This window comes from Bradyrhizobium sp. (genome assembly GCF_052389815.1).
Lineage (GTDB): Bacteria > Pseudomonadota > Alphaproteobacteria > Rhizobiales > Xanthobacteraceae > Bradyrhizobium.
This window is the reverse complement of the sequence record NZ_JBQTHN010000112.1, coordinates 25,508-40,270: the sequence shown is the minus strand read 5'-3', so window position 1 is coordinate 40,270 and position 14,763 is coordinate 25,508. Positions and strand designations below refer to the sequence as shown.

Sequence of the window (14,763 nt, the reverse complement as noted above, 5' to 3'; positions counted from 1 at the left end):
ATGCCGAGCGCATCCTGTGGCAGGCGCTGACCCGCGACCGCCGCTTCGCCGGCCAGTTCAAGCGGCAGACGCCGGTCGGCCGCCAGATCCCCGATTTCGTCTCCTTCGTGCATCGCCTCGCGATCGAACTGGTCAATCCGGACGAGTCGGAGGCAATCGTCGCCGACCGCGCGGCGCGAACGGCCTGGCTGGAGAGCCGGGACTACAGGGTGGTCAGCATTGCGACCGCCGACGTCGAGGCGGACCTCGGCGCTCAGCTCGACAAATTGCAGGAAAGCCTAACAACCTCGACCAAGCGGTAGGGTGGGCAAAGGTGCGTTTGCGCCGTGCCCACCTTCCGTGTCGAGCGTCGAAGGTGGGCACGCTTCCCGCTTTTGCCCACCCTACGAATCTTCGGTCAGACCGCAGCCAGTTCGGCGGAAACACCCGCGCGTTTCGGCCGTTTTGTTTTTGCCGGCCCGAACAGCGAGCTTGCTGCAAGCCCCGCCATGTCGGCCACGGCGGGATCGCGCGACACCATGGCGGCGACGATCGCGCCGTCGATCAAAAGCGCCAGTTGATGCGCGAACAGCGCAGGCTCGGCCGCGCCCATCTCGCCCGCAAGCTTCTCCAAATGCGCGAGCACGACTTTCTTGTGCTTCATTGCGATGTTGCGGAACTGCTTCTGGTTCTTGTCGTGCTCGGCGACCGCATTGATGAAGGGGCAGCCGTAGAAGCGTTCCTCGCCGAACCACGTTTTCAGGACGGGGAAGATGCGCATGAGCTTCGTCTGCGCGTCGCCGCCGCCGGCTTCGATGGCGCCGATGAACCATTCGCGCCACTGCTTGCCTTCGCTCTCCAGCACGGCATGCACGAGGTTGGTCTTCGAGCCGAACAGTTTGTAGAGCGTTGTCTTCGCCGTGCCGGCTTCGTCGATGATGGCGTCGATGCCGGTGGCGTTGATGCCGTCCTTGCAGAACAGCCGCGTTGCCGCGCTGAGCAGACGTCCGCGCGCGGACTCGTCATCGGCGGCAACGAATGCCGCGACACCTTTCTTCTTCGAAAGCGATTTGCCCATGCGCTTCAGTAAATCGGAGCGAGGTCAAATCATCAAGCCGCATCTTTGTTTTGCTCAAAATAGTCGCTGAGACGAAAGCATCTGCATCGCGGGTGAGCAAGCCTGCGCTGGTCAATCCGCGGGCAGCGCGAGCTAAAGGTCTGCAATGCGTCGGGTTTTGGCTTCCTGCGTTTCTGGCACGGCTTATGCAGGAAACAGACCGTTCGGTATCCTAACTCCCGGGAGAGAAACTGATGACCGCGGTCGCTCAAAAAACAGTGCTGACAGGCTGCCTGGCCCCCATCGACAAGGGCGGGCTGCAGCAGCTCATCGCCAACGGCAAGGCCAATCCCAAGGTGATCAAGACCTTGAAGTGCAAAACCGTGGCGGAGGGCAAATTCCGCCACGCCAACTACATCCGCAATCTCGCGCCCTACATTGTCGACGAGCCGCCGGGCCTGCTCGGCGACGATACCGCGCCCAATCCGTCGGAAGCCTCGCTCGCCGCGCTCGGCTCGTGCCTCGCGGTCGGCCTGCACGCCAACGCCGTGCACCGCGGCTGGATCGTCAACAAGCTCGAGCTCGAGCTCGAGGGCGACCTCAACATCACGGCGGTGTGGGGCACCGGCGATGTCAGCGAGAAGCCGGTCGGCTTCACCGACGTGCGCGTCAAGGTCGACATGGAATGCGAGGGCGTCTCGCAGGAGGAGATCGGCGCGCTGGTCGCGCACGTGAAGAAGTGGTCGCCGGTGGCCAACACCTTCACCCGGCCCGTCAATCTCGACGTCGGCGTGTAACCGCAGCCACCGGCCGGATGGAGGATATCATGGGTTCAGTGGCTGTATCCCGGCGTGACGATGCGAACGACCTGCAGGCTTCGATTGCCGACCAGGTCACGACGATCGCACGCAAGAACCTCGCGCCGATGGCCCTGGCCATCGACGAGGGGACCCTCTACCCCAGTGAACTGCTGCGCCGCCTTGGCGATGTCGGCGCATGGGGCAGCCACGTTCCATCGAATGGCGCGGCCGATCTGCGCTGCGCCATTCAGTCGATCGCCGCCATTGGCGAAGTCTGCGGCGCCACCGCCTTCATGGCGTGGTGCCAGACCACGCTGGTCTGGTACGCCGCGAACTCCGACAACGCTGCGCTCGTCGGCAAGTTCGCGGGCAAATTCGCAACCGGGCAAATCCTCGGCGGCACCGGGCTGTCCAACCCGATGAAGACCTTGTTCGGCATCGAGAAGTTCAAGCTGAAAGGTCGCAGGGTCGAGGGCGGCTACGTCGTCAGGGGCGCGTTGCCGTGGGTGTCCAATCTCGGCCCCGACCACTTGTTCGGCACCATCTTCGAGCGCGAAGACGAACCCGGCGGCATCGTGATGTTTCTCGCCGATTGCTCGGACCCTGCAACAACGCTGCAGCCGTGCAAGCCGTTCCTCGCCATGGACGGCACCGGCACCTATGGCGTGCAGTTCCGCGACGCCTTCGTGCCGGATGAACTGATCCTGGCCGGGCAGGCCGGACCTTTCGTCAAGAAGATCCGCGCCGGCTTCATCCTGCTGCAGGCCGGCATGGCGCTCGGCCTGATGAAGGACTGCATCGACATCATGGAGGAGGTCGGCCCGCCGCTCGGCCACGTCAACCGCTATTTGCCGCAGCAGCCGGCGCAGTTCCGCGAGCTCTACGCCGAGTTCGAGAAGGAAGGGATGGCGCTCGCCGCCGATCCCTATAATCCGGACGAAAGTTACTGGCGCCGCGTCGTCGCGCTGCGCCTGCGGATGGGAGACGCTGCGGTCGCGGCCGCCCATGCGGCGATGCTCCATTGCGGCGCGCGCGGCTACCTGAAGAGCCACCGTGCCCAGCGCCGGCTTCGCGAAGCCTATTTCGTCGCCATCGTCACGCCCGCCACCAAGCAGCTTCGCAAGATGCTGGCGGAGTTCTGATGGCGCGCTTCGGTTCGACCCGACTGCAACCACCACAACAGGAGAGGCCTGCCATGACGGACGTTCTGATTACTGCCGGCGAACTCGCCGAGTTCATCAAGAAGGAGCCGTGCGTGATCATCGACACGCGTAACCCCGACGCCTACGCGGCCGGCCATCTGCCGGGGGCGGTGAACGTGCACGAGATCTTCACCTATCTGGCGACCTCGACGCCAGAGGGCATGCAGGAGCTGAAGACGAAGTTCGCCGACGCCTTCGGCGCCGCGGGTCTTTCCGGCAAGGAAACCGCAATCATCTACGAGCAGTCGATGAATTCCGGCTTCGGCCAGTCCTGCCGCGGCTATTACCTGCTCACGATGCTCGGCTATCCCAAGATCAAGGTGCTGCATGGCGGCTACGACGCTTGGGTTATGGCCGGCTTGCCGACCACAAAGGACGTGCCGAGCCCGGCGAAAGCCTCGTTCTCGATCGTGCCGGAAGCCGGCGACATCCTGATCGATGCGAAAACCATGCTGGCGGCGGTCGGCAAGCCCGGCATCGCCATCCTCGACGTGCGCGACGTCGATGAATGGATCGGCGACAGTTCCTCGCCCTACGGCAAGGATTTCTGCCCGCGCAAGGGCCGCATCCCCGGCGCGGTGTGGCTGGAGTGGTACCGGATGATGAAGCCGACCGGCGAGGGGCCGCGCTTCAAGTCGAAGGACGAGATCCTCGCGGAATGCGCCACCGTAGGCATCTCCCAGAACACGCCGGTCTATCTCTATTGCTTCAAGGGCGCGCGCGCCTCGAACACCTTCCTGGCGTTGAAGAACGCCGGCGTGAAGGACGTGCGGATGTATTTCGGCTCCTGGAACGAATGGTCGCGCGATCCTGCGCTGCCGATCGACGAGGGATTGCCGACGACGTCCCGCGTGACCGGCAAGGCGGCATAGAAACTGCATGACCAATCGGTGTCCGGCCGCACAAAGCGGCCGGACCTTGGCGAAAAATTTCCGGATAGCTGCGGGATCGAGCCTCGCGCATGCTCCGGTGAGAGATAGGGGCGCAGCATGTCCATCTTCGACGATCCCTTCGATTCCGAGCGCGAGCTTGGTTGTGTTTGCGGTCAGCATCGTTCGGCCGCCGAGCATCAATACGCGGAGCGCACGCTGCGCTGCGAACCGGTGGCGCCGCCGGCAAGCGAAGAGAAGCGCTACGAGGGCGTCGTCGCGTCAGCCGTGATGCGCGCCGTGTTCCCGCAGGACATCGCGCGCCGCGCCTTCCTGAAATCGGTCGGCGCGGCGACCGCGCTTGCCGCGGTCTCGCAGTTCTTCCCGATCAAGACCGCAACGGAAGTTTTCGCCGCCGGCGGGCCGCCCGAGAAAAAGGATCTCAAGGTCGGCTTCATCCCGATCACCTGCGCCACGCCGATCATCATGGCGTCTCCGCTGGGATTCTATGCCAAGCAGGGCCTGAACGTCGAGGTGGTGAAGACCGCCGGCTGGGCCGTGATTCGCGACAAGACCATCAACAAGGAATACGACGCCTCCCACATGCTGGCGCCGATGCCGATCGCGATCTCGCTCGGGCTCGGCGCGCAGCCGATCCCGTTCACGGTGCCCGCGATCGAGAACGTCAACGGGCAGGGCATCACGCTCGCCATGAAGCACAAGGACCGGCGCAACCCGAAGGATTGGAAGGGCATGAAGTTCGCCATTCCCTTCGACTATTCCATGCACAATTACCTGTTGCGCTATTATCTGGCCGAGCACGGGATCGATCCCGACACCGACGTGCAGCTGCGCTCGGTGCCGCCGCCTGAAATGGTGGCAAACCTGCGCGCCGACAACATCGACGGCTTCCTCGCGCCCGACAACATCTGCCAGCGCGCGATCTACGACGGCGCCGGATTCCTGCACATCCTCTCGAAGGAAATATGGGACGGCCATCCCTGCTGCAGCTTTGCCGCCAGCAAGGAGTTCATCACGACGTCGCCGAACAGCTTTGCGGCGCTGACCCGCGCCATCGTGGACGCCACTGGCTATGCGGCGAAGGCGGAGAACCGCAAGCAGATCGCCGAAGCCATTGCGCCGGCGAACTACATCAACGCGCCCGTCACCGTGCTGGAGCAGGTGTTGACCGGCACTTATGCGGACGGGCTCGGCGGCGTAAAGACCGATCCCAGGCGCGTCGACTTCGATCCGTTCCCCTGGCAGTCCTTTGCGGTTTGGATGCTGACGCAGATGAAGCGTTGGGGCCAGATCAAGGGCGACGTCGACTACAAGATGGTGGCCGAGCAGGTGTATCTCGCCAGCGACACCAGGAAGGTGATGGCCGAGATGGGGCTGGCGCCGCCGCCGGGTTCGTACAAGTCGTACTCGGTGATGGGCAAGACGTTCGATCCGGCAAAGCCCGAGGAATATCTCGCGAGCTTCAAGATCAGGAAGTCGGCCTGACGGCGGCGATTATTGCAGGCCCGCCTGCCGCACGCGGGCGGGCGCCAGCCCCAGCGCCTTCATCCGCGACGCCAGCGTGGTCGGCTTGACGTCGAGCATGGCAGCGGCGCCATTCGCGCCGAACACCTTGCCGTTGCACGCCGTCAGCGCCGCCAGGATGTTGCTGCGCTCGAGATCGCGCAGCTCGGCCGATGTCATCACCGCCGGCCTTTCGTCGCTGCTCTGACGCTCGCCGCCCGGGACCGGTTTCGGTCCCGGCGTATCCGGCAGATCGATCCGCAGCCTGCCGTTCTGCGCGAGGATCGCGGCGCGCTCGATCACGTTCTGCAACTCGCGGACGTTGCCCGGCCAGTCGTAACGCGACAACCGGCGGACATCGCCTTCCGAAAGCCGGAGGCCGGACTTCGGTTCGGCTCTTTCGCTCATCAGGAAGTGCTGCGCCAGCAGCGGAATGTCCTCGCGGCGCTCGCGCAGCGGCACGGACTCGATGGGAAACACGTTGAGGCGGAAGTACAGGTCCTCGCGGAACCGTCCGCGCTGTACCTCCTGCTTGAGATCGCGGTTGGTGGCGGCGATCAGGCGCACGTCGACCGTGCGCGTGCGCTCTTCGCCGACGCGCTCGAAATTGCCCTCCTGCAGCACGCGCAGCAGCTTACCCTGCAGCTCCAGCGGGATCTCGCCGACTTCGTCGAGGAACAGCGTGCCGCCATCGGCGAGCTCGAAGCGGCCGATGCGGTCGCGCAGTGCGCCGGTGAAGGCGCCCCTGACATGTCCGAAGAACTCGCTTTCGAACAATTCGCGCGGGATGGCCGCGCAATTGACCCGGATCAGCGGCCGGTCGCGGCGCTGGCTCGCCTCGTGGATGGCGCGCGCGATCAGCTCCTTGCCGGTGCCGGACTCGCCGCTGATCATCACGGCCGCGGTAGCCGGCGCGACCAGCTTGACCTGGCGCAGCGTCTTCTGGATCGCCTCGCTCTGGCCGATGATGCCGCGCGGATTAGTCTCGATGCGGATTTCTTCCTGCAAATATGCGTTCTCGAGCTCGAGCCGTTCGCGCAGCCGGTCGACCTCGGCAAGCGCCGCGTGCAGTTTCTCGTCGGCCTCGCGGCGCTGGCTGACGTCGCGGAAAACGATCACGGCGCCGACCACCACGCCGCGGTCGCGGATCGGCGTCGAGGTGTACTCCACCCACACCGGCGTTCCGTCCTTGCGCCAGAACACCTCGCCGTCGACGGTGTGAACCGCGCCGTCGCGGAATGCCCCGTAGATCGGACAATCATGGTCCGGATAATGCGTGCCGTCGGGATAGCTGTGATGGACGATGCCGTGGATCTCCTTGCCGACCAGTTCCTCGGCGGCCCAGCCGAGCATGCGCTCCGCGGCGGGATTGACGAAGGTGGTCTTGCCCTCGGCGTTGACGCCATAGATGCCTTCGCCTGCCGCGCGCAGGATCAGCTGGTTCTCGCGCTCGATGTCCTGGAAGACGCGCTCGACGCGCTGCCAGGCTTCAAGCCCGCTCCGCATATGGTCCTCGGCGGTGGCATCGACATAGCGGCGCCGCCGCTGCTCGAGGTCGCTCATGCCGAGCAGCATCAGCATGCGACCCTCGTGCGGCAGCCGCGATCCGGAATATTCCAGCCGTAATTGCTGTCCGGTGGCGTGGCGCGGGGTCAGCGCATCGGTCCACCAGGAGCCCTTTTCGAGCACGGCCTCGGTGAAGACGATCAGCGCCGGCATCTGTTCGGCATGCAACGCGCTGATCTTGGTTTCCCGCAGCAGCGCGCGGTCGTATCCGAGCAGGGTGCAGGCGGCGGGATTGGCATCGACGATCCGGTCGGCCTGGGGATCGAGCAGCAGGGTGGGCTCGACCAGATAGTCGAAGGCGAGGGTGCGCAGGTCGGCCTCGCGCCCGGCCGGGGCAAACCCATCTGATGCGAACTCCATAGCCTCGTACTCCGAAAACTCGTAATTTGACTACGAATTCTCGTACATTACGAATTCTCGTGGTGGTCTGTCAAATGCGGAACCCACGGAGCTGACTGGACAATCGCCCGTTTTGGGCGATGGCACGCTCCTTGCTGCAGATGCCTCAGCAATAGGCAGGAGGCGTCATGTCCACCTTCGACAATCCCTTCGATCCCAACCGCAGGCTTCATCGCGGCGGCTGCAGCTGCGGCCGGCATGTCAGCGAGGCCGAGCACCAGGCGGATTTGCAGTTGCAGACCCAGCCAGTCGAGAACGAGGCGAAGCGCTACGAGGGCGTGGTGGCGTCCGCCGTGATGCGCGCGATGTTTCCGCAGGATGCCGCCCGCCGCGCCTTCCTGAAATCGGTGGGGGCTGCGACCGCCGCAGCTGCCCTGTCGCAGTTCTTCCCGCTGAAGACGGCGAGCGAAGCCTTCGCGCAAGGCGGGCCGCTGGAGAAAAAGGACCTCAAGGTCGGCTTCATCCCGATCACCTGCGCGACGCCGATCATCATGGCGGCGCCGATGGGCTTCTATGCGAAGAACGGCCTCAACGTCGAGGTGATCAAGACCGCCGGCTGGGCGGTGATCCGCGACAAGACGCTGAACAAGGAATACGACGCGGCGCACATGCTCTCGCCGATGCCGCTCGCCATCACCATGGGCGTGGGCTCCAACCCGCTGCCCTACACCATGCCGGCGGTGGAAAACATCAACGGCCAGGCGATTACGCTGGCGATCAAGCACAAGGACAGGCGCGACCCGAAGAGCTGGAAGGGCTTCAAGTTCGCCGTGCCCTTCGACTTTTCGATGCACAATTATCTGCTGCGCTACTACCTCGCCGAGCACGGGCTCGATCCGGATGTCGACGTGCAGATCCGCGCGGTACCGCCGCCGGAAATGGTCGCCAACCTCCGCGCCGACAATATCGACGGTTATCTCGGCCCCGATCCGATGAACCAGCGCGCGGTCTATGACGGCGTCGGCTTCATCCACATCCTGACCAAGGACATCTGGGAAGGACATCCCTGCTGCGCCTTCGCGGCGTCGAAGGAATTCATCACGACGATGCCGAACACCTACGGCGCGCTGTTGAAGTCGATCATCGAGGCGACCGCTTTCGCGCACAAGGCGGAGAACCGCAAGCAGATCGCCGAAGCCATCGCCCCGGCGAACTACCTGAACCAGCCTCCGATCGTGCTGGAGCAGATCCTCACCGGCACGTTCGCCGACGGCCTCGGCAACATCGTCAAGCAGCCGAACCGCGTCGACTTCGATCCCTTCCCCTGGCACTCCTTTGCGATCTGGATCATGACGCAGATGAAGCGCTGGGGTCAGATCAAGGGCGAGGTGGACTACGCCGGCATCGCCGCTCAGGTCTATCTCGCGACCGACGCGACCAGGCTGATGAAGGAAGCCGGGCTGACGCCGCCGGCAACGACGACGAAGAGCTTCTCCGTGATGGGCAAGACCTTCGATCCCGCGAAGCCGGAAGACTATCTCGCCAGCTTCAAGATCCGGAAGGCGAGCTGACGATGACCGCCTCCCTCCGCTTGCGCGCGGCAATCGTCTCGATCGTGCTGTTCGCCGTCTTCCTCGGCATCTGGCACATCGCGACGCGCCAGACCGCGGCCGTCGGCAACATGAGTCCGGAATACGCCAAGCTGATGGGCGCTACCGCGACCCAGGGCAAGTCGGCGATGCCCGGTCCGCTCGACGTCGGCGCAAAATTGTGGGAGCACGTCAGGCGGCCGTTCTACGACAACGGCCCGAACGACAAGGGGCTGGGCATCCAGCTCGGCTACTCGATCGCCCGCGTCGGGCTCGGCTATCTGATCGCGGTCCTGGTCGCCATTCCGCTCGGATTTTTGATCGGCATGTCGCCCTTGATGAGCAAGGCGCTCGACCCCTTCATCCAGGTGCTGAAGCCGATCTCGCCACTCGCCTGGATGCCGCTTGCGCTCTACACCATCAAGGATTCCTCGATCTCGGCGATCTTCGTCATCTTCATCTGCTCGGTGTGGCCGATGCTGCTCAACACCGCCTTCGGCGTCGCCAGCGTGCGCAAGGAATGGATCAACGTCGCCCGCACGCTGGAGGTCGGCACCATCCGCCGCGCCTTCACAGTGATCCTGCCGGCGGCCGCGCCGACGATCCTGACGGGCATGCGCATTTCCATCGGCATCGCCTGGCTGGTGATCGTCGCGGCCGAAATGCTGGTCGGCGGCACCGGCATCGGTTACTTCGTCTGGAACGAGTGGAACAATCTCTCGATCACCAACGTCATCATCGCGATCCTGACGATCGGCGTCGTCGGCATGCTGCTCGACCAGATCCTCGCGCGCTTCACGCGCATGGTCACGTTCCCGGAGTAGGCTGGCGTGACCGACAAATTCATCTCCATTGAAGGCATCGCCAAGCGCTATCCCGGCGCCGGCGCCGACACCACCACCGTGTTCGAGGACTTCTGGCTCTCGATGTCGCGCGGCGAATTCGGCTGCGTCATCGGCCATTCCGGCTGCGGCAAGACCACGGTGCTCAACATCCTCGCCGGCCTCGACGAGCCGAGCGAGGGCGCGGTGATCGTGGACGGCCAGGCGATCGAAGGCACCAGCCTCGACCGCGCCGTGATCTTCCAGAGCCATGCGCTGCTGCCGTGGCGCACGGTGCTCGGCAACGTCGCCTATGCCGTCACCTCGAAATGGCGCAGCTGGGACCGCGCGAAGGTCAAGGCGCATGCGCAGAAGTTCATCGATCTGGTCGGGCTCACCGGCAGCGAGCACAAGCGTCCGTCGGAGCTGTCGGGCGGCATGAAGCAACGCGTCGGCATCGCGCGCGCGCTGTCGATCACGCCGAAGATCATGCTGATGGACGAGCCGTTCTCGGCGCTGGATGCGCTGACGCGCGGCACGCTGCAGGACGAGGTCCGCCGCATCTGCCTCGAGACGGGGCAGACGGCGTTCATGATCACCCATGACGTGGATGAGGCGATCTACCTCGCCGACAAGATCTTCCTGATGACCAACGGTCCCGGCGCGGTGCTGGCGGAGGTCGTCGAGAATCCGCTGCCGAAGGATCGCGGCCGCATCGATCTGCACCGCCATCCCTACTACTACGCGCTGCGCAACCACATTGTCGATTTCCTGGTCAGCCGCAGCAAGACCTTCGTCGCCGAGAATCCGACCCACGATCCGCGCAACGTGCCGGCGGTGCGGCCGGGTAAGCCGGAGCTGGCGGTTGCGCCGGCGATGGACGCTGTGCCTGAAGATGCCCGACAGACGTCATGGCCGGGCTTGTCCCGGCCATCCACGTCTTCTTCGTGAAAGCAAAAGACGTGGATGCTCGGCACAAGCCGGGCATGACGAATAGATGGAGACTGCCATGAAACGATCCGATCTCACGGAGAAGCTGCTCGACATCAAGCGCGAGAAGGGCTGGAGCTGGAAACACATCTGCGAGAAGATCGGCGGCTATTCCGAGGTGCTGATCGTCGGCGCCATCCTCGGCCAGATGAAGCTGACCAAACCGCAGGCCGCCAATGCCGGCGAGCTGTTCGGGCTGTCGAAGGCGGAAGTCGCAATGCTCAACGAAGTGCCGATGCGCGGGCAGGGCACGCCGATGCCGCCGACCGACCCGCTGATCTACCGCTTCTACGAGCTGGTGATGATCAACGGCCCCGCCTGGAAGGCGCTGATCGAGGAAGAGTATGGCGACGGCATCATGTCGGCGATCGATTTCGACATGGTGATGGAGCGCCTGCCCAATCCCAAGGGCGACCGCGTCAAGATCACCATGTCCGGCAAGTTCCTGCCGTACAAATATTACGGCGCCAGCGGCAACGTGCCGGAGTATGGGTTCAAGGAAGGGTGAAGTCTGCACCGTCATTGCGAGCGAAGCGAAGCAATCCAGCTTTGCTGCAAGAAGAGAGCTGGATTGCGTCGTCGCTGCGCTCCTCGCAATGACGGGACTGGCAGTGTTATGCCACCGCCCCCTTCGCGAACGCCTCGCGTACCTCCTTCATCGGCGCCATCTCGCGCACATGGGTGAAGGCGCCGTGGTCCTTCATCTCGTGCGCGCATTTCAGGAACGCCGCCAGCGCGACGCGCGCCATGGCGCCGCCGACGCTGATGCGCTTGACCCCGGCAGCCGATAGAAGCGGCACGGTCAGCGTCGGATCGGCGAAGCCCATCACATGATTGAACGGCTTTTTCAGTGCCGAAGTGACCGTCTTGATGGTTGCGAGATCATAGAGGCCGGGCGCATACAGCACGTCGGCGCCTGCGGCCTCGAAGGCCTGGAGGCGCCTGATGGTGTTGTCGAGGTCGGTGCGGCCGTAGAGAAAATTCTCCGCGCGCGCCGTCAGTGTGAAGGGGAAGGGCAGGGACCGGGCCACTTCGACCGCGGCCTGCACGCGCTCCACCGCCAGGTCGAAATCATAAATCGGATTGCTGAGATCCCCGGTCGCATCCTCGATCGAGCCGCCGACGCAGCCCGCTTCCGCAGCTAACCGGATTGCGTGGGAGGCTGCCTTCGGCTCGTGCGCGCCGCAATTTTCGAGGTCGGCATTGACGGGCAGGTCGGTGGCTTCCGCAATTGCCCGGCAGTTGTCGAGGATGGCGGCAAGGCTGACGGTCGCGCTGCCCAGCGAATTGGCGACCCCGAGGCTGGTCGTCGCCAGCGCCTCGAAGCCCATGGCGGCGAGCAGCCGCGCGGTGCCGGCGTCCCAGGGGTTCGGGATGATGAAGGCGCCGGGTCTTTCATGCAGGGCGCGGAAGGCTTTGGCTTTTTCCGTTTGCGTTCGCATCGAACTCTCCATCAGGCGTCGGCGAAGCAATAACGCCGGCTTGTCCATCAGCCAAATTTGTTATTCTTTGCTGTCGGATCAGTTTTTTGCATGGAGTTGGGAATTGGACAGCGATGCCCTCGACACGTTTCTCACGGTACATCGCAGGGGCGGGGTCTCGAATGCCGCCCGCGCGCTGCATCGCTCGCAGCCTGCCATCTCGCGCCGCATCGCGCTGCTGGAGCAGGAGCTCGGCGTGCCGCTGTTCGAGCGGGTGGCCGGCCGCACCAGGCTCAGCGACGCCGGGCGCGTGATGGTGCCCTATGCCGAGCGCGCCGTTGCGGCTGCGCAGGACGCGGAAAATGCGATCCGCGCGCTGACGCGGCAGAACGCGGGGCCGGTCTCGCTCGCCGTCGTCGGCACGCTGGCGGGCGGCCTGTTGTCGGAAATCTTGAAGCGCTTTGCGCGCGAATATCCCGACGCGAACCTCACCTTGAGCACGGCGACCAGCACAGAGGTGAGCGACCTGATCCGCCGCGGCGAGGCGACCATCGGGCTACGCTACGACATGGACCGGTTGCGCGATCTCGACTACGAGCGCCTCGCCAGCGAGCCGTTGCAAGCGGTCTGTGCCGCCGACCATCCGCTTGCCGGCAAGCGCGTGGCGCGGCTGGCCGATCTGCGCGACGAGCGCTGGATCGCCTTTCCGGAGATTCCGGGCCGCCGCGAGATTTCGGCGTCACACGTCTACGCGCTGTTCCTGACGCATGGGCTGGGAGAGGTCGCCTGGACGCCGGTCGACAGCCTCACCGCGCAAAAGCGACTGGTCGAGGCAGGTCTCGGCATCGCGTTGCTGACACAGAGCAACGCCGCCGATGAGTTGAGATCGAGAGCGATGTCGACCATCCGCGTCGGCGATCTCGCCGCACGCCAGGACATCGTCGCCGTCACGCGACGCGGCGGCTTCCTGAGCGCGGCCTCGCAACGGCTCCTGGAAATCATCCGCGCCGGCTATGCCGGAACGAAATCAGCCGGCCACGGGGCGGGCCGGCCGAAACGGATGCAAAAGCGCCGCAGGAAGTAAGGGGCGTTACGTGCCCGCCTTCACCTGGGCGGCGGCCACCGCCATCAACTCGCTCATCTGGGCGCGCACGTCGGCCTCCGAGATCGCGACGCCCTTCTTGGCGAAGTCGCCGGCCACCTTGCGGAGCACGTCGGAATCGCCGGCTTCCTCGAAGTCCGCGGCGACCACTTCCTTGGCATAAGCGGTGGCGGCATCACCGGTCATTCCGAGCTTTTCGGCAGCCCACAGGCCGAGCAGCCGGTTGCGGCGGGCTTCGGCCTTGAATTTCTGTTCCTCGTCGAGGGCAAATTTCTTCTCAAAACCCTCTTCGCGCTTGTCGAATGTCGTCATGTCGGAGTTCCGATCCCTGCCAGGCTGAACGAGGGCGCCCGCATTGCGGCGACCCTCTCGGCTGCCTACATAAGTGTCGGATTGGGGCGGAACAACGGGTTTTTAAGCCGCAGGCAAAACGGCAGAATAGGCCCGGAAACCGCCACGGTATAACTCGCCCCGGAAAGTCCGGGTCGATTGTGCTGGATAGGCCAATCGGTTAGGTTGCCCAAAGGTCCGGTTCCTGTTCTGTTTCCATAGGTCGATTCAGGGGTTCCGGGCCTGCACGGCAGCTCCGTCGTGGGTCCAGTCCTGTTCATCCGGAGCACACCAGATCGATGGATTTCAACAAAACACGGTACATCCCAATGAGCCGTCGGCGACGCATTTATGAAGGCAAGGCGAAGGTGCTTTACGAGGGCCCCGAGCCGGGCACCCTGATCCAGCACTTCAAGGACGATGCGACCGCCTTCAACGCCAAGAAGCATCAGGTGATCGAGGGTAAAGGCGTCCTCAACAACCGGATCTCGGAGTACCTGTTCCAGCACCTCAACGACATCGGGGTGCCGACCCACTTCATCCGCCGTCTCAACATGCGCGAGCAGCTGATTCGCGAGGTCGAGATCGTGCCGCTCGAGGTGGTGGTGCGGAACGTGGCCGCCGGCTCGTTGTCGCAGCGCCTCGGCATCGAGGAAGGTACCCAGCTGCCGCGCTCGATCATCGAATTCTATTACAAGAACGACCAGCTCAACGACCCCATGGTGTCGGAAGAGCACATCACCGCCTTCGGCTGGGCGACGCCCCAGGAGATCGACGACATCATGGCGCTCGCCATCCGCGTCAACGACTTCCTGACCGGGCTCTTCCTCGGCATCGGCATCCGCCTCGTCGACTTCAAGATGGAGTGCGGGCGGCTGTTCGAGAACGAGATGATGCGAATCATCGTCGCCGACGAGATTTCCCCGGATTCGTGCCGGCTGTGGGACGTCAAGTCCAACGAGAAGCTGGACAAGGACCGCTTCCGCAGGGATCTCGGCGGCCTGCTGGAGGCCTATACCGAGGTGGCCAAGCGGCTCGGCATCCTCATGGAGAACGAGCGGCCGGCCGGTACCGGCCCGGTGCTGGTGAAGAGCTAGAGCGTCATTCCGGGGCGCGGGCGCAGCCCGCGAACCCGGAATCCAGAGGTTTTGCGCGAGATTCCGGATCGACCCGC

15 protein-coding genes are annotated in these 14,763 nt (G+C 64.4%); 11 read left to right on the top strand and 4 right to left on the bottom strand.

Translation table 11 applies throughout. The features are described 5' to 3' along the window. Positions 1-302, top strand: a 302-nt coding sequence (locus ACT4OC_RS19930; protein WP_444840750.1) for a DUF559 domain-containing protein, incomplete at its 5' end; no start/stop codon positions are given. Positions 303-397: 95 nt separating this feature from the next. On the opposite strand, the gene ACT4OC_RS19925 is transcribed toward ACT4OC_RS19930, so the two are convergent. Next, positions 398-1,057, bottom strand: a complete 660-nt coding sequence (locus ACT4OC_RS19925) for a TetR/AcrR family transcriptional regulator (RefSeq protein ID WP_444840749.1) — start codon at positions 1,055-1,057, stop codon at positions 398-400. Positions 1,058-1,290: 233 nt separating this feature from the next. Between ACT4OC_RS19925 and ACT4OC_RS19920 the strand changes: the two genes are divergently transcribed. The 4 genes from ACT4OC_RS19920 to ACT4OC_RS19905 all read left to right on the top strand — a co-directional run bounded on the left by ACT4OC_RS19920 (position 1,291) and on the right by ACT4OC_RS19905 (position 5,413). Further along, positions 1,291-1,833 carry an OsmC family protein gene (locus tag ACT4OC_RS19920; protein ID WP_444840748.1) on the top strand — a complete coding sequence of 181 codons (543 nt, stop codon included), beginning with the start codon at positions 1,291-1,293 and terminating at the stop codon, positions 1,831-1,833. A 29-nt stretch (positions 1,834-1,862) separates the two neighbouring features. Further along, the gene (locus tag ACT4OC_RS19915; protein ID WP_444840747.1) at positions 1,863-2,978 is read left to right on the top strand and encodes an acyl-CoA dehydrogenase family protein; all 1,116 of its coding nucleotides are present in this window, start codon (positions 1,863-1,865) and stop codon (positions 2,976-2,978) included. Between the two features lie 53 nt (positions 2,979-3,031). After that, the gene (locus ACT4OC_RS19910) at positions 3,032-3,910 is read left to right on the top strand and encodes a sulfurtransferase (RefSeq protein WP_444840746.1); all 879 of its coding nucleotides are present in this window, start codon (positions 3,032-3,034) and stop codon (positions 3,908-3,910) included. Between the two features lie 117 nt (positions 3,911-4,027). Beyond that, positions 4,028-5,413, top strand: coding sequence for a CmpA/NrtA family ABC transporter substrate-binding protein (locus ACT4OC_RS19905; protein WP_444840745.1), 1,386 nt, complete (start codon positions 4,028-4,030; stop codon positions 5,411-5,413). Positions 5,414-5,422: 9 nt separating this feature from the next. Here the strand turns inward: ACT4OC_RS19905 and ACT4OC_RS19900 are convergent, their stop codons facing one another. Beyond that, positions 5,423-7,357 (bottom strand): sigma 54-interacting transcriptional regulator, encoded by a 1,935-nt coding sequence (locus tag ACT4OC_RS19900; protein ID WP_444840744.1) that lies wholly within the window; start codon positions 7,355-7,357, stop codon positions 5,423-5,425. Positions 7,358-7,524: 167 nt separating this feature from the next. Between ACT4OC_RS19900 and ACT4OC_RS19895 the strand changes: the two genes are divergently transcribed. From ACT4OC_RS19895 to cynS, 4 genes are read left to right on the top strand one after another with little or no spacing between them, the layout of a single operon-like run. After that, a complete protein-coding gene (locus ACT4OC_RS19895) occupies positions 7,525-8,907 on the top strand; it encodes a CmpA/NrtA family ABC transporter substrate-binding protein (protein ID WP_444840743.1) in 1,383 nt (460 codons plus the stop codon). Positions 8,908-8,909: 2 nt separating this feature from the next. Beyond that, positions 8,910-9,749, top strand: a complete 840-nt coding sequence (gene ntrB, locus ACT4OC_RS19890) for a nitrate ABC transporter permease (RefSeq protein ID WP_444840742.1) — start codon at positions 8,910-8,912, stop codon at positions 9,747-9,749. A 6-nt stretch (positions 9,750-9,755) separates the two neighbouring features. Further along, positions 9,756-10,697, top strand: coding sequence for an ABC transporter ATP-binding protein (locus tag ACT4OC_RS19885; protein ID WP_444840741.1), 942 nt, complete (start codon positions 9,756-9,758; stop codon positions 10,695-10,697). Positions 10,698-10,755: 58 nt separating this feature from the next. After that, positions 10,756-11,244, top strand: coding sequence for a cyanase (gene cynS / locus ACT4OC_RS19880; protein WP_444840740.1), 489 nt, complete (start codon positions 10,756-10,758; stop codon positions 11,242-11,244). A gap of 106 nt (positions 11,245-11,350) precedes the next feature. Here the strand turns inward: cynS and ACT4OC_RS19875 are convergent, their stop codons facing one another. Further along, complete coding sequence (locus ACT4OC_RS19875; RefSeq protein WP_444840739.1) at positions 11,351-12,178, bottom strand: isocitrate lyase/PEP mutase family protein; 828 nt, start codon at positions 12,176-12,178, stop codon at positions 11,351-11,353. 103 nt (positions 12,179-12,281) lie between these two features. On the opposite strand from ACT4OC_RS19875, the gene ACT4OC_RS19870 reads away from it, so the two are divergent. Next, a complete protein-coding gene (locus ACT4OC_RS19870) occupies positions 12,282-13,241 on the top strand; it encodes a LysR family transcriptional regulator (protein WP_444840738.1) in 960 nt (319 codons plus the stop codon). Positions 13,242-13,247: 6 nt separating this feature from the next. Here the strand turns inward: ACT4OC_RS19870 and ACT4OC_RS19865 are convergent, their stop codons facing one another. Further along, complete coding sequence (locus tag ACT4OC_RS19865) at positions 13,248-13,571, bottom strand: DUF1476 domain-containing protein (RefSeq protein WP_444840737.1); 324 nt, start codon at positions 13,569-13,571, stop codon at positions 13,248-13,250. Positions 13,572-13,918: 347 nt separating this feature from the next. Here ACT4OC_RS19865 and purC point away from each other — a divergent pair, with 347 nt between their 5' ends. Beyond that, positions 13,919-14,686, top strand: coding sequence for a phosphoribosylaminoimidazolesuccinocarboxamide synthase (gene purC, locus ACT4OC_RS19860; protein WP_198509814.1), 768 nt, complete (start codon positions 13,919-13,921; stop codon positions 14,684-14,686). The last annotated feature ends 77 nt before the right edge of the window (positions 14,687-14,763 follow it).